The 18637-nt window shown below is 65.9% G+C and carries 12 protein-coding genes; 9 read left to right on the top strand and 3 right to left on the bottom strand.

What is annotated here, in order from left to right; translation table 11 throughout:
- Positions 1–191: 191 nt before the first annotated feature.
- From infC to GobsT_RS01965, 8 genes are all read left to right on the top strand, one after another.
- The gene (infC, locus tag GobsT_RS01930) at positions 192–803 is read left to right on the top strand and encodes a translation initiation factor IF-3 (protein WP_010042968.1); all 612 of its coding nucleotides are present in this window, start codon (positions 192–194) and stop codon (positions 801–803) included.
- A gap of 126 nt (positions 804–929) precedes the next feature.
- Complete coding sequence (locus GobsT_RS40350) at positions 930–1628, top strand: ISAs1 family transposase (RefSeq protein ID WP_010042966.1); 699 nt, start codon at positions 930–932, stop codon at positions 1626–1628.
- Between the two features lies 1 nt (position 1629).
- Positions 1630–2076 (top strand): ISAs1 family transposase, encoded by a 447-nt coding sequence (locus GobsT_RS40355; RefSeq protein ID WP_010042093.1) that lies wholly within the window; start codon positions 1630–1632, stop codon positions 2074–2076.
- A gap of 264 nt (positions 2077–2340) precedes the next feature.
- Positions 2341–4734 (top strand): spermidine synthase, encoded by a 2394-nt coding sequence (locus GobsT_RS01945; RefSeq protein WP_010042963.1) that lies wholly within the window; start codon positions 2341–2343, stop codon positions 4732–4734.
- Positions 4735–5228: 494 nt separating this feature from the next.
- Positions 5229–6536, top strand: coding sequence for a 3-isopropylmalate dehydratase large subunit (locus GobsT_RS01950; RefSeq protein ID WP_010042961.1), 1308 nt, complete (start codon positions 5229–5231; stop codon positions 6534–6536).
- 30 nt (positions 6537–6566) lie between these two features.
- A complete protein-coding gene (locus GobsT_RS01955; protein ID WP_010042958.1) occupies positions 6567–6818 on the top strand; it encodes a hypothetical protein in 252 nt (83 codons plus the stop codon).
- A gap of 74 nt (positions 6819–6892) precedes the next feature.
- The gene (locus GobsT_RS01960) at positions 6893–7072 is read left to right on the top strand and encodes a hypothetical protein (RefSeq protein ID WP_010042956.1); all 180 of its coding nucleotides are present in this window, start codon (positions 6893–6895) and stop codon (positions 7070–7072) included.
- 17 nt (positions 7073–7089) lie between these two features.
- Positions 7090–7923, top strand: coding sequence for an N-formylglutamate amidohydrolase (locus tag GobsT_RS01965; RefSeq protein WP_010042954.1), 834 nt, complete (start codon positions 7090–7092; stop codon positions 7921–7923).
- Positions 7924–8042: 119 nt separating this feature from the next.
- Here GobsT_RS01965 and GobsT_RS01970 read toward each other — a convergent pair whose 3' ends face one another.
- On the bottom strand, positions 8043–10637 hold the full coding sequence (locus tag GobsT_RS01970; RefSeq protein WP_010042952.1) for a VWA domain-containing protein: 2595 nt from the start codon (positions 10635–10637) through the stop codon (positions 8043–8045).
- 229 nt (positions 10638–10866) lie between these two features.
- Between GobsT_RS01970 and GobsT_RS01975 the strand changes: the two genes are divergently transcribed.
- Positions 10867–14349: an isoleucine--tRNA ligase gene (locus GobsT_RS01975; protein WP_109571347.1), complete on the top strand. Its 3483-nt coding sequence runs from the start codon at positions 10867–10869 to the stop codon at positions 14347–14349.
- A 261-nt stretch (positions 14350–14610) separates the two neighbouring features.
- Here GobsT_RS01975 and GobsT_RS01980 read toward each other — a convergent pair whose 3' ends face one another.
- The gene (locus GobsT_RS01980) at positions 14611–16758 is read right to left on the bottom strand and encodes an ABC transporter permease (RefSeq protein WP_010043656.1); all 2148 of its coding nucleotides are present in this window, start codon (positions 16756–16758) and stop codon (positions 14611–14613) included.
- A 156-nt stretch (positions 16759–16914) separates the two neighbouring features.
- Entirely contained in the window at positions 16915–18558 is a 1644-nt protein-coding gene (locus GobsT_RS01985) for an ABC transporter permease (RefSeq protein WP_010043653.1), read from the bottom strand.
- Positions 18559–18637: the final 79 nt, after the last annotated feature.

Here is an 18637-nt window from a genome sequence, read left to right on the forward strand (position 1 = left end):
GACAGCAAACGTGTAAAACCAATACGGAAACCCCGTTGACGACGTTAAGACCCGGGGTTAAGAGTTATGTATTACGGGTTGCGCGGAACGGGTCGCGGGTGCGGTCCACGCGAAACGCCGCGGTAACAGGAGTGACAGCAATCCCACCTTTCGATCGCAGCAACGCGCCCCGCGGCCCGGAAGGCCCGCGGATGAACGAACGCATTCGGGTGCCCCAGATCCGCCTCATCGGCGCGGAGGGGGAGGCGCTCGGCATCGTGCCGACCGCACAGGCGCTCGAGATGGCCCGCGAAGCCGGGCTCGACCTCGTCGAGGTCGCCGATCGGGAGAAGCCCCCGGTCTGTAAGATCATGGACTACGGCAAGTTCAAGTACGCCCAGTCCAAGAAGTCACACCAAAAGACGCACCAGCAAAAGCTCAAAGAGATCCGGGTGCGCCCCAAGACCGGCGACCACGACATCGAGACGAAGATCAAGCAAGCGAAGATGTTCCTCGAGCACAACGACAAGGTGCAGGTGAACGTGCTGTTCCGCGGCCGCGAGATGCAGCACATCGAGGAAGGTCAGCGGGTGATGAACCAGGTGCTCGAGGCCCTGGTGAACGATTGCAAGCTGGAAATGCCCGCGAAGATGGAAGGCAAGCGCATGGTCGCGCTGCTGGCCCCGAAGGCGAGCGAGAAGGGCGGGCAGGCGTCCGCCAAGCCGAAACCGCCGAAACCGCCGGCGCCCGCCGGCACCGCGCCGATCGGGGGACCCGCGGTTGCCGCTCCCGCGCCGAAACCGGCCGCGCCGCCGAAAGTGTGAACCTCTTTCCCGTGTACCCCCTCTGCTCAATTAAGGGAGGGGGGTAGCCAGGGCTACGCACGGATTGGTGTTGGGTAAGTTGCGGCGTGTGGGTATGTGCGGCTCCTCATTTTAGGAGCGGCACACATGGCCTGGTCCCTGGTCGAGCGTTTGGCGGAGTTACCGGACCCGCGGAGCCGTCACGGTCGCCAGTATCCGCTGGTCGGGCTATTGACCTTGTGCCTGGTGGCGGTGATGGGCGGGCACACCACGCCCGAGGCGATCTCTCAATTCGGGCGGCTGCGGCAGAAGCGGTTGGGTCACGCGCTGGGGTTTCGTAACGGCAACATGCCGTGTCCCAACACCATCGCCGGGCTGCTGCGGCGGTTGGACCCGGACCGCCTGGACGCGATCATCGGGGCGTGGCTCAGGGATCGGCACCCGGACGGGTGGGAGCACCTGGCGTTGGACGGCAAGCGGCTGTGCGGGTCGCGCGACGGCCAGGTGCCGGGCACCCACCTGCTGGCGGCGTACGCCCCACAGGTGTCCGCGGTGGTCGCCCAGATGACGGTCGAGGCCACGACCAACGAGCACAAGGCGGCGCTCCGGTTGTTGGGCGTGTTGCCCTCGCTGGGTGGGACCGTAGTCACCGGTGATGCCATCTTCACCCAACCGGACGTGTGTGCCGCGGTGCAACACAAGGGTGGGGACTCCATCCTGTACGCCAAGAGCAACCAAGGTACGCTACGGGCCGACCTGGAGGCCGCGTTCGCCACCGCCGCGGGTGGCGACTTTTCCCCCCGGGTTACAGGGCGCGTGGGATCGGGACGCGGGAACGGCAGTTGAGGTGAGCAAGGGGCACGGGCGGGTCGAGCGGCGGTCCATCACAACCACCACGTGGCTCAACGAGTACCTGACCCGGTGGCCCGGGGTGCAGCAGGTGTTCCGACTCGAGCGCCAGCGCCGGGCCGATGGGAAGACGACCGTGGAGGTGGTGTACGGGATCTCCAGCCTCAGCCCGGTGGCCGCGCCTCCGGACACGGTGCTCGGGTACACCCGCAGCCACTGGGGCATCGAGAGCTTGCACTACGTCCGCGATGTGACCTTGGACGAGGACCGATGCCGAGTGCGCCGGGGCACGGCACCGCGGGTGCTGGCGTCGCTGCGAAACGTGGCCGTGTACCTGCTCCGGCGCCTCGGCGCCGGCACCATCGCGGCGGCCGTTCGGACCGTCGTTGCCAGACCTGAGCTGGCGCTGGCTGCGCTCAACCAGCCAATTTCAATCTCTGAGTAGCCCTGGGGGGGGAGCGCCCAGCACTTCCAATCGCCCTCCACAACATTTCACGAGCCGACACTTGCCCGGCGGCCGTCGCGAACGCACGGCACGCACCATGTGGCGGTGCTTTGCGAGTAGTCGGCGCGACCGCACTTGTCACGGTTGCGGCAAGTACCCCTTGCCCTCGCGTGGTCGCGTCCGCATTCTGTTAGCACCGGTTCCCGCCGGTTCGGGGGCTCCCCGCGTTCGCCGTAATGGCCCACCGCCGAGCGCGGAGGTCGCTTGCTCGCCGTCCTGTACGCGACAACACTGTTCGCCGGCGCGGCCCTGCTGTTCCTTGTGCAGCCGCTCGTCGGCAAACTGCTCCTGCCGCTCGTCGGCGGCACGCCCGGGGTGTGGAACACCTGCATGGTGTTCTTTCAGTCCGTGCTGCTTGTCGGCTACCTGTACGCGCACCGCAGCACCGGAAAGCTGGGGGTGCGGCGTCAGGCGCTGTTCCATCTCCTGCTTCTCACCGCGGTCGCGGTCTCGTTCAAGGCGGCCATCGCGACCACCGGCGCACCGGTCCCGGTGGTCCCGTCGATGCTCCCGGACGACCAGGACTCGTCCGTCCTGATGGTCGCGCAGCTCGGCCTCACGGTCGGGATCGCCGTCGGGCTGCCGTTCCTCGTCCTCTCGACCACCTCCCCGCTGCTCCAGCGGTGGTTCGCCTCGACCGGCCACCCGGCCGCGCGAGACCCTTACTTCTTGTACGCGGCGAGCAACGCCGGGAGCCTCCTGGGGTTGCTCGCGTACCCGCTCCTGATCGAGCCGCGGCTCGCGCTGAAGCACCAGCAGTGGGTGTTCGCGGGCGGTGTGATGGGGTACATCGGGCTGGTCGTCGCGTGTTCGTTCACGGTCATTCGGAACGCAGAACGCGGGACCGAAGGCACGCAGGGCCAGGGTACGGAGGGCGGTCCGGAACTCCGCGCGACGCTTGCGGCCCCCATCGCGGTTTCACGGATCGCCCGCTGGGTGATGCTCGCCGCGCTGCCATCGAGCCTGTTGCTGGGCGTAACGACGCACGTCTCGACCGACCTGGCCCCGGTGCCGCTGCTGTGGGTGGTGCCGCTCGCGCTGTACCTCACGAGCTTCATTCTGGTGTTCGCGCGCTGGCCCGACGGGGTACACCGGTTCGTCGGCCGGGTTACGCCGATGCTGCTCCTGTTCGTAGTGCTGACGCTGCTGACCAACGCGGCCGAACCGCTGGCGGTGGTCGGGCTGCTGCACATGCTGGCCTTCTTCGGCGTGTGCCTGGTGTGCCACGGCGAGATGGCGAAGGACCGGCCGCCGGCCGAGTACCTCACCGCGTTCTACTTCTGGATGTCGTTCGGCGGGGTGCTCGGCGGGCTGTTCAATGCGCTCCTCGCCCCGATCCTGTTCGCCGCGGTGGGCATGGTCGAGTACCCGCTGGCGCTGGTGCTGGCCGCAGCAGTGCGGCCCCGGAGCGACGACCCCGAGGAGCGGCTGAAAGGGGCCGATGTCGCGCTCGTGCTGGTGCTGCTGGCGCTGTCGGTAGGGCTGGTGCTCGCGGTGCAGCACCTGGTCCGGGTGCCGACCGAGCCCGACGCGCCGGACGCGCTCACCTCCCGGCTGCTGCGCGGCGGGCTGATGTTCGGCATCCCGGGCGCCGCGGCGTTCGCGCTGGTCCGCAAGCCGGCGCGGTACGCGCTGGCCCTGGCGGCCATTCTGGTTGCGGGGGCGTTCGACACCGGCCACTTCGGCGAGACGCTGCACAAGGAGCGCAACTTCTTCGGGGTGATCCGGGTCACGCGCGACGGGAAGTTCATCAAGCTGATCCACGGGACGACGCTACACGGCCAGCAGCGTGCCGACGAGCCGGGGCCGCCGCGGCCGATGACCTACTACCACCAGAAGGGGCCGGTCGGCCACCTCTTCGCGTCGCTGCCGCCCGAGCGGGTGAAAACCGTCGGCGTGGTCGGGCTGGGGACGGGCGCGGTGGCCGCGTACGCGCGGCCGGGGCAGAAGTGGACCTTCTACGAGATCGACCCGGCGGTGGTGCGGGTGGCGCGCGACACCAACTACTTCCGCTTCCTCTCGGACTGCCAGGGCGAGTGCGACGTGGTCCTCGGCGACGCCCGCCGGCACCTCACCAAGCCGCCGGACGGGTGCTACGATGTCATCATCCTCGACGGATTCTGCTCCGACGCCATCCCGGTCCATTTGCTGACGCGCGAGGCGATCGCTCTCTACGTCTCGAAGCTCGCGCCCAACGGCGTGATCGCGATGCACGTCTCGAACAACCACCTCGACCTGCCCCCGCTGATCCGCCGGCTGGCCGACGACCACAACCCGAAACTGGCGGTGCGGTACTGCCACGACGCGCCGCTCGACGCCGAACGCGCGGACGGCAAAACGGAGTCGCAGTGGATGCTGCTGGCGCGCTCGGATGCGGACCTCGCGCCGGTGGTGGACACCTCCCGAACCCTCGGCCCGTCGCCGCTGGTTCAGACGCTCGCGGCTGCGTCGGCGAGCGTCGCGGGCGTCCCGTGGACACGTCCCGCGCCGTACAAGTTCCTGGTGCAGTGGAACGAGGTGCCGTTGGAAGACGGTCCGATCTGGCGCGACGACTTTGCGAACCTGCTCCGTGTGTGGAAGAAGCGCGGGACGGAGTGAAGCCGGTGCGATGCCGCTCGCGGCCCCAGGCGATCGAGTGGGGCAGTTGCCTCAAACGTGGCCATAACTCCTCGGGCGGTTGCCCCCTATCCGCAATCCACCCCGAGGAACTGTATTGGGCGGCTTGGCGGCCCTGGATTTGGGGACCGGCGGTGGCACACGCCCACGCCCGACGCGGTCGTCTGGCTCCGCATTTTGAGAGAAGCCATCTGCCCTCCGGCGCCTGACGCCGATGGTACCGGCACAAAGGCACTCGGGGCCTTCCTTCCTCCGGCGGCTCCGGGTTGCTCCCGACGGGTTGCCCAAGGTGACCACCTTCACCATCGGGCCGTGAGCTCGACCCGCTCGCGTCGCTCGCGGATCACACTCCAGGCCGGACCTCTGGTCAAATCAACGAACGCCGCGGGTGGCGGCGCTCTGAGACGAATCCGCTCCGTTTCCTGTCGATTCGTTACAATTGAAAGAAGACCTCTTCCGATTCGGAGCCTGCCGCGATGTCCGCGATGACGATGACCGAGAAGATCCTGGCCCGCGCCAGCGGAAAAGCCCAGGCTGCCCCCGGCGAGAACGTGTGGGCCAACGTCGACGTGCTGATGACGCACGATGTGTGCGGGCCGGGCACGTTCGGCGTGTTCAAGAAGGAGTTCGGGCCGGACGCGAAGGTGTGGGACAAGGAGAAGCTGGTCCTCATCCCGGACCACTACATCTTCACCAAGGACGCGATGGCGAACCGCAACGTCGACGTGTTGCGCCAGTTCGCGAAAGAGCAGGACATCAAGTACTTCTACGACGTCGGCACCAAGAGCTACAAGGGCGTGTGCCACATCGCGCTGCCCGAAGAGGGGCACACCCGCCCCGGCGAGGTGCTGCTCGGCACCGACAGCCACACCTGCACCGCCGGCGCGTTCGGCGAGTTCGCCACCGGCATCGGCAACACCGACGCCGGGTTCGTCCTCGGCACCGGCAAGCTGTGGCTCAAGGTGCCGCCCACCATGCGGTTCGTGTTCCACGGCAACCTGCCGCCGTACCTCATGGCGAAGGACCTGATCCTCGCGGTGATCGGCGACATCGGCGTGGACGGCGCCACCTACCGCGCGATGGAGTTCGACGGCGACGGCGTGTACGCCCTCAACATTGAGGAGCGGATGACGCTGTGCAACATGGCGATCGAGGCCGGCGGCAAGAACGGCATCATCGCCGCCGACCAGGTGACGCTCGACTACGTCAACAAGCGGAACGCCGGGAACCGGCCGTACACCGTGGTGAAGAGCGACCCGGGCGCGCAGTTCGTGTTCGAGAAGGTGTACGACGTGTCGAAGTTGGAGCCGGTGATCGCCAAGCCGCACTCCCCGGACAACAAGGCGTTCGTGAGCCAAGTGAAGGGGACCAAGCTCGACCGCGCGTACATCGGGAGCTGCACCGGCGGCAAGCTCACCGACTTCAAGGCCGCGGCCCAGTTGCTCAACGGCAAGACGGTGAAGATCGACACGTTCGTGGTGCCCGCCACGACCGAGGTGGCCCGCGGCCTGGACACGGAGACGATCGGCGGCAGGTCGCTGCGCGACATCTTCCTCTCCGCCGGCGCCAAGATCGGCGACGCGAGCTGCGCGGCGTGCCTGGGCGGGCCGTCGGACACGTTCGGCCGGCTCAACGCGCCGATCAGTTGCATCAGCACCACCAACCGGAACTTCCCTGGCCGGATGGGTCACAAGGACGCACAGGTGTTCCTGGCCAGCCCGCTGACGGTGGCCGCCAGCGCGCTGACCGGCACCATCGCGGACTGCCGCGAGCTGCTGGTATAATCGCGCACGTCCCGCGCAGGAAAACGAGCCGTGACCACGACGATCATCACCATTACTGACCCCGAGTTGCTCGCGAAACTGGCCGCCGCAGAGGGCCGGATCGTCTTCCGCGGGCCGTCCGGAGAGGCGGTCAAAACCGCGGACACGGTCACGCGTGGCGGGCTGCCGCGAGGGGTTAAGTCGCCGATCTCCGATGAGGAAATCGAGGAGGCGCGGAAGCAACCGGACGGTTCACCGCTCGCGGACGTGTGGAAGCGGATTCACGAGAGGCACAAGCCGTGAATTACGCGGTCACCTGAACGCCCAATGCCGAGCAGGAACTGGCAGACGTTTGGGTCGCGGCGACGGATCGGCACGTGGTCACCGCGGGGTCATACCGGCTCGACAAGGAAATCGCGACCGCTCCATACGGGCGCGGACTGTCGCGCGGCTCTCCGGCGGTTTACACGGCCGTCGAACTGCCGCTCGGAATTGAGTACGAAGTGATCGAAGACGACAAGAAGGTACGCGTCCTGCGCGTCTGGTCTTTGGTTTGAGTCGCGAGGTTCACCGCATGGGCCGTTCGTTCGGGGCTGCGAGCGCCGCCCTTCTGTTCCCGGCGCTCGCGGCCCTGACTCCGGCCGCCCCAGACGCACCCAAGCCCAGCGATTTTGTTACCGTACAAAAAGGTACACTCCCGATTATCATTTCGGCGCCCCACGGCGGACGCAAACCGGTGCCCGAGTTGCCGCTGCGTGTGGGAACCGGGCTGAACAACTTCCAGACCGTGCGCGACGAAAACACCGCCGAGTTGACCGAGAAGCTTGCTGCAGAGTTAGAAGAAATCCTCGACGGTAAGCCGTGGGTGGTGATCGCGCGGTTCGAGCGCAAGTACCTGGACGCGAACCGGTCGTCCGAGCAGGGCTACGAGAGCGACAAAGCCAAGCCGTACTACGACGCCTACCACGCCCCGCTCGAGGCCGCGTGCAAGGCGGTTCGCGAGAAGCACGGGCGCGGGCTTCTGCTCGACATCCACGGTCAGGCCCTGCACCCGGGCGCGATCTGCCGCGGCACGCAGAACCTGAAAACCGTCAAGCTCCTCCGCGACCGCGACGGAATGGCCGCGCTGCGTGGCAAGTACAGCGTGCTGGGGCGCATGGAGAAGCACGGGTACAAGGTGTTGCCGGCGGCCGACGCCGAAGAAGGCACAAAAGAGGAACCGCAGTTCAACGGCGGGTACATCATCAACCACTACGGTAGCCACACCGCGTTCGCGATCGACGCGATCCAGCTCGAACTCGGCAGCCACCTCCGCGCGAAGGACAAGTCCGCGGACACCGCGAAAGACCTCGCGGATGCGGTCCGCGTGTTTTACGACGTTTACCTGAAAGACGCGACGAAGAAGTGAACGCTCTGGCAGGCATAGCGCGTCAAAGCGCGCCGCACAACTGCGGTGCCCGCCGCCTTCCAGTCCGGGCCGAACGATCGGCGCTTCTCGCCCGCGCCGGCCGTTCGGTTTGAAGAACCTTACTCTTTGTCGCGCGAGAAGTACTCGGTCTTGGCGTACACGCTCAGGATCGTGTCGCCGACCTCGAAGAACGTCCCTTCCTTCTCGTCCTTCGAAAACGCCAGTTCGGGGTACTTCGCGGCAAGCGCGTCGGCGGGCTGCGCCTTGGCCTCCACCTCGTCGGGCAGGAGCCCGGTGGCGCCCACATAGAACACTAGCGCGCTGAGTTTGTCTGCGAACAGGGCGTCGGAGCGGGCGTCGAGCTTCTTACGGGCGTCCGCGAGGGCTTCCACGAACTCCTTGCGGTCGGGTTGCTTGCCGGACGCACGCCCCTTCACGATCGCGGCCAACTTCTCGGCCTCAGCAGACGCGAGCAACTTTGCAGCTTCGCCGTTCGGGCGCAGCCCGAGGAAGTCGTCGAACAGCGCCTTCATGAAGTCGTCGACCTTCGTCACCTTCGTGCGGGCGGAGAGCGTCTTGTGCTTGTAAGTCACGTTCCCGTCCAGCACGTCCTCGAACGCGGGTTTCTCTACCGGCTTCCCGTCGGCGCCGATCACCTCGTACATGCGGTCCAGGAACTTGTTCGCGCTGTGCAGCTTCGACAGGTTCAGGATGGACTTGTTGCCGATGTCGATCTTGTAGCTGGTGCGGGTGTCCACGCTTCCGTCGGCCAGCGCGTCTTCCAGCTTCGCGTAGGGGTTGGTGGTCGGGAAACTGAGGAACAGGCTCTTCGACAGGTAGTGCCTCTTCAGCTCTTCGACCTGTTCGGCACTCAATTCGTCGGATGCTTCCTTTAGGTGCGCGGCGCAGAGGCTGGACAGCACCTTGAGACGTGCCAGTTCGTCGAACACCCCGTCCAGTTCCACGGCGCCCTCGAACGGCGGGACGACCGGCAACTGGTCGAGCCGGAGCGTGTACTCCTCGTTCGCGTCGTACTTGCCGGCGGGTTGCCCGTCGACTTCCAGCACGCCCTCGTTCGCGAGCTTGTCGAACAGCGACGTGTCCGAAATCTTGATGCGAAGGTACGGTACCGTCAGTTCGCCGTCGCCGACGAGCGTGTAGTTGTTGAAGGTGCTGAGGTTGTCGAGCTTGATCCCGGCGACCTCGGTGATTGGGGCGCCGCCCGCGGTGGGCACCAGGCGCACCTTCCGCGTGAGCAGCATGTTCATGGTCGCGGTGTTGCGGTTCACGTCGAACGAGGAGATCGGAATGTACTTGTCCTCGCTCACGAACTCGGTCTTCAGCCACGGCTCGGTGACGGTGCCGTCGTCGTCGCGCACCCCCTGGAGGCGCTTCAGCCCGCGGCGCACGTAAACCGCCGTGAGCGCCTCGCGGTTGATGACGAAGTTGCCGCGGTTGGCGTCGAGCAGGTTGACGAGCGTGAGGAACGGGATCTTCTTGTTCACCGGCACCTGATCGAGCATCGCGTGCGTACCGAGCTGGGTCGGGTCGGCGAGCAGCGTGTCCAGGTCCTGTGACAGCGCGGCCACCTGGTTGTTCGTGAGCGCGCGGGCGTGAACGCCGACCAGCGTGGCGTCGAAGGTGCTGCCGAGCGCGTACTTCGCGGTGTTCAGCCCGCCCTCGGCGAGGTGCCCCTTCGCGAACGCGAACACCGCCTCGCTCGTCTGCTCGACCGGCGCAGCGGACTTGTCGTACTCGGCCTTCGTGAGCTTCTTGTACTTGTAAACGATCGCGTCGTCTTCCGCTTTGAGCCCGCGGATCGAGAGCGGGCCGGTTGTGCCGTTCACCCGGCCCGCGCCGCGCGAGACGAACACCTGGTAGTCGTAACCGCCGAGCGGCACCTCGATCGGCGGCGTTACGGAACTGCCGAGCGTCTTGGTCGAGTTGTACAGCGACGCGTACACCGCGCCGATGTTGCCGGCTTTGACGCACGAGCCGCTGCCGGCGTTGGCGATCCGGGACAGCAGCCGGAAGTCGGTATAGTCGCCGTAGGCGAGCGTGTTCACGAACACGTCCTTGCCCTTCATGTCGTCGCAGAGCTTCAACAGCGTCGCCGCTTCGGACGTGGACGACGGGTCGTTGGCGTACCCGTCGGTGTGGATCGTGATCGCGGTGAGTTCGCCGGCCATCACCTTCTCCGAGGCCAGCTTGAGGCCCTGCGAAATGCACGTCGCGCACGAGGTCTGAATCGACTTGATGTCCTTCTGGTACCGCGAGTCCTTCTTCATGATCTCGCGGATCGGCACGCGCTCGAAGTGGCAGATCACGTCGCCCTGGCTCGAGTACGAGATCAGCGTGACGAGCAGGTTGTACTGAGCGTACTCGTCGAGCGTGAGGATCTTGAGCAGTGTTTCCTTGGTTTCGGGCAGGGCGGAGTACATCGACCCCGACCGGTCCACAACGATCACGCTGTGGGCGACCGATTTGGCGTCGCCGGGGGCGTCGCCGCGGTCGAGTTCGTGCGGCTCAACAAGGTAGTACCCGCGGGGCTGACCGAGGAGATTGAACAGCGTGAACTTGCTCGGCCCGCTGAGCCGTGCCAGCTCGCCCGCCGGTGCGAGCGCGGGTGCGCCCGGAGTCGCCTTCTTGGTGCTTTTCTTGGCTGCTGCGGGCTTCTTCGCCGCAGCGGTCTTACCCGTGGTGGATTTCGCCATGACGTTCGGCCTCATTGCAGAAGAGTGCGAAGGTACGCCGACATTGTGCCCCGGTGCATACGGGGGGCAACTGGAAACCGGCCCGTTCGCTCAAACTTAATCGAAGTGTACGCATGTATCAAATCGGGCTGTAGGTGCGTTGATTTCCGCGCTGGCGCGAGCCGCATGGCTGGTTCGTGTGTCCGTCGTAAAATGGAGGAGTTGCACACCGTTGCGAGGTCATTGAGCCATGCCGTTCGAGAAGGTCGAGTCGTCCGTCGATTTCCCCGCGCTGGAACGCTCCATTCTGAAGTTCTGGGACGAGAACGGCATTTTCGCAAAGCGCAAAGCGATCAACGCCGGCAAGCCGAAGTGGAGCTTCCTGGACGGCCCGATCACCGCGAACAACCCGATGGGCGTTCACCACGCCTGGGGCCGCACCTACAAGGACGTGTACAACCGCTATTTCGCCATGACCGGGCACGACCTCCGCTACCAGCAGGGGTTCGACTGCCAGGGCCTGTGGGTGGAGGTCGAGGTCGAGAAAGAGCTGAAGCTCAAGAGCAAGCGCGACATCGAGAACCTCGTTCCGGGCGACAAGGAAGCGAGCATCGACCGGTTCGTGCAGGCCTGCAAGGACCGCGTGAACAAGTTCGCGCGCGTGCAGACGGACCAGAGCATCCGGCTCGGGTACTGGATGAACTGGGACCGCACCGACGCCGACTGGGCCAAGAAGCCGGACGACCGCCACTCGTACTTCACGATGAGTGAGGTGAACAACTACACGATCTGGTCGTTCCTGAAGAAGTGCCACCACAAGGGGCTCATCAACCGCGGCTACGACGTGATGCCGTGGTGCGGGCGGTGCGGCGTGGGCATCTCCGAGCAGGAGATGAAAGAGGGCTACAAGCTCGTCGAGCACCGTGCGTGCTTCGTGAAGTTCCCGCTGAAGGCTCGTGAGAAGGAAAACCTGCTCGTGTGGACCACGACCCCGTGGACGCTCACGAGCAACGTGGGCGCCGCCATCAACCCCGAACTCACCTACCTCAAGGTGAAGGTGAAGGACGAGGTTTATTACGTCGCGAAGGGCGCGTTCAAGCTGAACCGGATGGAGGGGAGCGGGGGCGGCGAGGCCGACGCCGACGAGGGCGAAGCGGGGAGCAAGGGTAAGCGCCCGTGGCTCAAGGAGGTGCCGAACCTCGTCACCATCGAGCAGCACTTCAAGGTGAAGGCCGGTAAGGGCGAGACCTACGAAGTCGTCGGCGAGGTGAAGGGCGCGGAACTGATGGACCTGGAGTACGTCGGGCCGTTCGACGACCTCCCGGCGCAGAACCACGAGTACGGCTTCCCGGAGGACGTGGCGAAGGTCACGAAGCAGAGCGGCCACTGGCCCGCGAAGACCGCCGCGCAGTCGCACAAGGTGGTGAGCGGCGGGAAGGACGTGACCGAAACCGAGGGTACGGGCATCGTACACACCGCGCCGGGGTGCGGTGCGATCGACTACCAGTGGGGCAAGCAGAACGGGCTGCCCCCCGTGGCGCCGATCGGCGACGACGGCATCTTCGTTGAAGGCTTCGGGCCGCTCGTGGGCAAGAACGCCGTCGATCCCGCTACCGCCGACGCGGTGTTCGAGCAGCTCAAGGCGAAAGACTGCCTGTTCGCCGTGGAGCGCTACGTCCACCGCTATCCGCACTGCTGGCGGTGCAAGACGGAACTGTTGTACCGGCTCGTGGACGAGTGGTTCATCGACATGGGGCCGCAGCACACGGAAGAGGGCTTCCGCGGCGACATCATGAAGGTGGTGAACCAGGTCGAGTTTCTACCGGAGAGCATCAACGGGAAGGCCCGCGAGCGCGACTGGCTCTGGAACATGGGCTCGTGGATGATCTCCAAGAAGCGCTACTGGGGGCTCGCGCTGCCGGTCTGGGTGAACGACAACGACCCGACCGACTTCGAGGTGATCGGCAGTTACGAGGAGCTGAAGTCTCGCGCCGTTGAGGGATGGTCCGAGTTCGAGGGCCACACCCCGCACCGGCCGTGGATCGACAAGGTGAAGATCGAGAGTGCGAAGCACCTGGGGCAACGCATGAGCCGCGTGCCGGACGTGGGTAACCCGTGGCTCGATGCGGGCATCGTCGCGTTCTCCACGATGCCAAAAGAGTGGTACCCGGCCGACTTCATCACCGAGAGCTTCCCGGGCCAGTTCCGCAACTGGTTTTACGCGCTCCTGGCGATGTCCACGATGATGAGCGACGGCAAGCCGCCGTTCAAAACGCTCCTCGGGCACGGGTTGGTGCGCGACCAGTTCGGGCACGAGATGCACAAGACGGCGGGCAACTCGATCGAGTTCCGGTCGGCCGCGGACGAGGGCGGCCAGATCGTGAACCCGAAGGGCGGCACGCTCCCGTTCAGCGCCATCGGGGCGGACGTGATGCGGTGGCTGTACTGCCGCCAGAACCCGGCGCTCAACCTGAACTTCGGGCCGGAGCCGGCGAACGACGTGCGCTCCCGGGTGTTCTTCAAGTTGTGGAACACCTACGCGATGTTCTGCAACTACGCAATCGGCGACGGGTTCGATCCCGCCGCGCCCGCGGTGCCGGTGAGCGAGCGCCCCGACATCGACCGGTGGCTGCTCTCGAACCTGCAATCGCTCATCGCGACTGCGCACGAAGCGTACTCCAAGTACGACGTGATGACGTTCGCGCTCAAGGCCGAGGAGTTCATCGAAGGCGATTTGTCGAACTGGTACGTTCGTCGCAACAAGGATCGACTGCACAGCAAGAACGCCGACCTGGACGCCGCGGGGCTCAAGGACAAGCAGGCGGCGTACCAGTCGCTGTACACGACGCTCACGACGCTTTGCAAGCTGCTGGCGCCGTGCGTGCCGTTCATCACCGAGGTGATGTGGCAGAACCTGCGGCTGCCCGCGGACTCCGAGAGCGTTCACCTGTGCGACCTCCCGAACGCAGACAGGACGCTTATCGATGCACAGCTATCCGAAGACATGGCGGCCGTTCAGCGGGTGATCTCGCTGGGCCTCGCGTCGCGCCAGCAGGCGAAGCTCAACGTGCGCCAGCCGCTCGCGGAACTGGTCGTGTCGGCCGAAGCAGACGCTGAGAAGCGGGCCACCGAGCGGTTCCGCGACTTGATCCTCGACGAGCTGAACGTGAAGGCGGTGCGCCTGCACGACGCCGGTGCCGGACCGCTGCTCGTCGGTTCCGCGAAGCTGAACCAGAAGGTCGCCGGGAGCAAACTCGGGGCAAACCTCAAGGCCGCTCAGGCCGAATTGGCCGCGATGGATTCGGCTAAACTCGCGAGCGATCTGGGCAAGGGGCCGGTTACGGTTGCGGGTGTGGAGCTGGTTGCGGCCGACTTCAACATCGAGCACGCCGGGCAACCGGGCTGGGCCGGGGTCGCGGACCGCGGCGTCCAGGTTGCCGTCAGCACGACCGTGACCGAGGCCCTGAAGCTGGAAGGGCTGGCGCGCGACGTGATCCGTCAGGTGCAGAACGCCCGCAAAGACGCGAAGCTCGATCTGCTCGACAAGATCGAGCTGCACCTGACCGCGAGCACGCCGGAACTGACGAAGGCGATCGCTGAGCACGGCCCGAACATCGCCACCGCCGTTCAGGCCACACAGTGGCGCGCGGAGCCGCTCGCGGGCACCGGTGTTCACAACGCGACCGCGAAGATTGACGGTCAGCCGCTCACGATCGCGTTGCGGAAGGTGTGATACCGAATCTGGTTGAAGAATAACCGCTCGGCAAGGGCGTAGATTACAACCGCCGGCTGACACCGGCGGTTCGACCGTGGCTCGTCGAACCGCCGGTGTCAGCCGGCGGGTGGCGCTCCCAATTACCGGTACTCTTCAATCGGACTTGGTGTGAAGCCTGCTGGCGCTTGGACCGTAGGCGTTACTATCGCCTGGGTTCTTGATTGATCTCGTTCGAGTACCGCATCATTCATCGTGGTATTCGAACCGGGGGTGCTCCCACTAACGGAGCGAGTCCAGGATCTCCATCCGCATCGCGGACAGCGCGGGCACTAGCCCGCCGAGCCGCCCCATCACCAGTGTGAACAACATTCCGGTCGCGAGGATGGGGACGTCCACTTGCATGGTGAGGGTCACGCTCTTCCCGCCCCCCTGGCCACCGGACAGCGTGCTGGCGGCCTCGAACCCGTTCGCGAACAGCCCCAACAGGCAGCCCAGGAGCCCGCCCGCGAACGCGATCGCCAGCGACTCGATCATGAACGAAATGAGGATCTGCCAGCGCTTGAACCCGAGGATGCGCAGCACCCCCACCTCCTTGATGCGGGCGGCGATCGAGGCGAACATGGTGTTCATCACCCCGAAGATGCCCCCCACCGCCATGATGACCGCCATCATCACGATCGCGGTGAGGAACTGCTCGTTGGTCTTCGTCAGCTCCTTGTAGTAGTCGGGCTCCGAGAACGCCTTGAGCTTGGCCTGGTCGTACACCTCGTTCAGGAAGTAGGCCATCGCTCGGGCCGAGGCGGCGGAGTCGTCGGCCATCCGGAGCACGAGCGTGGTGTACTTGTCCCCCTTACCGGTGGCGCGCACGACGGGGTTCTCGATACCGGCCCACACCTCTGACCCGTAGGTGGTGCCGCGGGTGCGCATCAGCCCGACCACCTTCCACCAGCGGTCGCCCAACTCGAACGTGTCGCCCACCGCGAGGCGCGCCTTGCCCGCGTCCTCGCCGAGCGTGGCCGCGGCGCCCTCGCCGATGCAGCACTGGAGGTACTCGCGCCCGTCCGGCGCCTTCGACCCGGGCTCCACGCCCGTCCCGGAGACCCACTGGCCGCCCGGCTCCAGGTCGATGTTGTGAACGGCGCCGCCGAGCCGCACGTCCTGAAAGGCCCGCATCTGCACGAACCGCCGCTTCGGCGTTTCGCCCGGCTTGGGCGGGATCGCCTGGTTCATCACGATGTACGATTCGTAGCTGTGCAGGTACGTGGCCCCCGGCAGGTCGCGCGGGGCGTCCGCCGGTAACCGGTCGAACGCTCCGCTCGGGCCGAACGTGCCGCGGGCGACGCCGACGCCCTTACCGCCGCCGATCGGCCGCCCCTTTTCGTCGGCCGTCAGGTTGGTGCGCATGGCGTTGTCGATCTCGCCGCCGCGCGCGAGGTTGCTGAACAACTCGTCCGTGGACCCCTCGGACATCACCAGCACGTTCCCGGGCACGCCCGTGGTCTCGTTCAGCTTGTACATCCCGTTGACGAACGCCAGCAGCACGACCACGAGCGCGACCACGACCGTAAAGGCCACCGCGGTGAGCGCGGTGTCCCGGCGGCGCACCCACAGGTAGCGGAAGTTGTACGCCAGCGGCACCTTGCCGATGAGCAACAGCAGGAGCAGGTCGGTGCCGTACACGACGAGCAGGACGAACGGCCACTGCTCGACCAGGGCGAGCGGCAGCAGCTTCCACAGCGGCACGCCCAGCACTGGGGCGAGGCGCGGGTTTCGGAGCAGTTGGAGCTTCGGGGACTTCGGGGCGCGCTCCTCCAACTCGGCTTCGGTCTCGGCCAGTTTGTCGCTCGCGTCCTTTTTGTCGCGCGGGTTAAGGTTCTGGCGGTTCGCCGCCTGTTGCAGCGACCGCACCTTGTCGAGCAGTTCGGGCGTGGTGAGCCACGTTTTGCCCTCGGGCAGTTCGGCCGGTTGCGGGTCGTCCGGGACGAAGTCCGTGACCGCGAAGCCGAGCACCTTCTTCGCCAGCGTGCCCATTTGCCCCCCGGCCGGCAGCGGGAGGCGGGACACCACCTCAATGGCGAACGCCGTGAGCGCGATCAGCACCACGAACCCCGCGCCCAGCGCGAACGCGCGCCGGAAGGTGCGCGCGAGCCGGGACCGCGCCGGACGAATGGAGTCGGTGAGCACGGCCTCGTTGGGCGCCACGGCGGGCAATGCGATCAGCAGCGCCGAGAGCGGCAGCAGCGAGAACCCGATAACGAACAGGGTTCCGACGAGGCTGAAAATGGTACGAAAGAACCGGGCCAACGTTTTTACCAGCCGCCGGCCGAAACCATCGCCGCCCCGGTCGAGGCTCAGGTTCTCGCCGGCGAGGCGGGCGCGGCCCTTCCGGGCCTCGGTCGGTTCGGGCGTCGCAGGGGCGTCGGTCATCGGTGCGGGTTCCTGAAATTCTGTCGGTGGCTTGGGGCTCGCACCCCGCGCGACGCGGACCGCGCCCGTACCGGGCGCGGAAGCCTGTGCAGTACCTTTTACTTTGAGCGCGCCGGGGCACGGCGCGGGACGAGAGCCGTGTGCGACGACCGGGCCTCACGCCACGCGCGCGAACACCTCGGCCACCTTCACGTTCTTGGCGGCCAGCGCCGGACCGATGCACCCCGCGAACGACACCGCCATTCCCAGGGCCGGGCCGTAGACGAGCGCGTTGGCGGGCACGAAGAACGCTCCAAAAAACATGATCTGGAACTTCACGTTCCCCAAGAGCCCGTAGGCCATCAGCGCACTCATCCCGCCCCCCAGGAACCCCACCAGCAGCGCCTCGCCGAGCACGATCAGCAGCACGTGCCGCGGGGCGAACCCGAGCACCTTTAGCACCGCCATCTCGGTGCGGCGCTCGCGCACCGAGATGCTCAGCGCGTTGGCGACCACGAGGCTCATGATTCCGATCATCGCGGGCACCAGGATGAACTTGATGCCCCAGAAGATGTCCTTGAACGCCCCCAGCCAGGTGCCGATGCCGCTGGACGCCGTTTCGAGCTTGATCGGCACCTTGTTAAACTTCGCGGGATCGTTCACCTTCTGGCTCAGCACCTCGAACGCTTCTTTGGTCGGGAGCCGCACCCAAATGAGGTTGATGGACTTCTCGGCCATCGGGTGCTTTTCGCCCTTCGGGTTGGCCGTTCGGTCCCGCTCGTAGGCGTCGATCTGGCGGAGCAGATAGTCCTTGTTCATGAACGAGACGCCCTCGTACTTGCCGTCGGGCAGCTCGCCGATGATGGTGAAGTCGAACACCAAGTTCGGGTAGTTCACCCCGCTCAGTTTGAGGTTCTCGCCCACCTTCTTGTTCAGCGCCTTGAGCCGGCTCTTGCTCATCACGATGGCCTTGTCGTTCTTGGTCATCGCCTCGCACGCCCGGTCCAGCAGCTCCTTCTCCTGGCCGGTCAGTTCGTCCAGGCCGTCCATCATGGTCGTAACCTTGTTCGGCTCCAGCGCGAACAGGAACACCATGTTGTCCTTGCGCATGTTCACCTTGTCGGTGGTGCCGAGGATGAACGACCAGCTCATGATGTCCTTGTCGCCGTTCGCCGGGCGCATCTCCGGCGGCAGCTCCTCCAGGCACACCCGCTTGAACTCCTCGTAGTACCCCGGCGGCATCTGGCTCGGGATGATCGTCTTGTGGGTGACGATGGCCTTGAAGTTCGCCTCCTTCTCGGTGGTGGCGTTCCCGATCATGTACAGCACCGCGTAGATCAGGCACAGCACCAGCGTGAGCACGAACAGCGCGAGGTACGTGAGCGAGCTGCGGAGCATGCTGCGGCGCAGCCCGCGGAACATCATGAGCAGCAGGCGCCGCGGGAACATCGGGAGCAGCGGTACCGACGCCCCGAGGAGCGCGGCCGCGGTCGGCGCGACCAACAGATACCCGAGAAACTTCAACAGCGTGCCCAACAGCGCGGCCGGCATCGGCAGCGTGGTCAGCACCGGCTGCAGCGCAAAGCACCCTGAACAAACTAAACTGCACGTCCCGATTACGCCCCAGCGGAGTACCGGTCGGGCCTCATCGGTCGCCAGCTCGAAGTTCCACAACGTCAAGAAAAACGCGGGGAGGGTGATCGTGCCCAGGGCGATCCCGCCGCCGATCAGCCCGACCAGCGCGCCGAACATGTAAGCGGCGAGCTGGAGCATGGACGTGTCGTACCCGAACCCGCCCGTTTCCATCGGCATGCCGAACATGATGTTTTGGTGTTTGGGTGTTGGTATTCGGTTGTTGGTGTCTGGTGTTCAGCCGTTATCGCGGCCGGGCGCCGTCGCG

The organism is Gemmata obscuriglobus, assembly GCF_008065095.1.
Taxonomy (GTDB): domain Bacteria; phylum Planctomycetota; class Planctomycetia; order Gemmatales; family Gemmataceae; genus Gemmata; species Gemmata obscuriglobus.

Bases quoted from the DNA above. Each gene is read 5' to 3' on its own strand.
- infC (WP_010042968.1), top strand. From the start codon at position 192: ATGAACGAACGCATTCGGGTGCCCCAGATCCGCCTCATCGGCGCGGAG.
- GobsT_RS40350 (WP_010042966.1), top strand. From the start codon at position 930: ATGGCCTGGTCCCTGGTCGAGCGTTTGGCGGAGTTACCGGACCCGCGG.
- GobsT_RS01950 (WP_010042961.1), top strand. From the start codon at position 5,229: ATGTCCGCGATGACGATGACCGAGAAGATCCTGGCCCGCGCCAGCGGA.
- GobsT_RS01965 (WP_010042954.1), top strand. From the start codon at position 7,090: ATGGGCCGTTCGTTCGGGGCTGCGAGCGCCGCCCTTCTGTTCCCGGCG.
- GobsT_RS01970 (WP_010042952.1), bottom strand. From the start codon at position 10,637: ATGGCGAAATCCACCACGGGTAAGACCGCTGCGGCGAAGAAGCCCGCA.
- GobsT_RS01975 (WP_109571347.1), top strand. From the start codon at position 10,867: ATGCCGTTCGAGAAGGTCGAGTCGTCCGTCGATTTCCCCGCGCTGGAA.
- GobsT_RS01980 (WP_010043656.1), bottom strand. From the start codon at position 16,758: ATGACCGACGCCCCTGCGACGCCCGAACCGACCGAGGCCCGGAAGGGC.
- GobsT_RS01985 (WP_010043653.1), bottom strand. From the start codon at position 18,558: ATGTTCGGCATGCCGATGGAAACGGGCGGGTTCGGGTACGACACGTCC.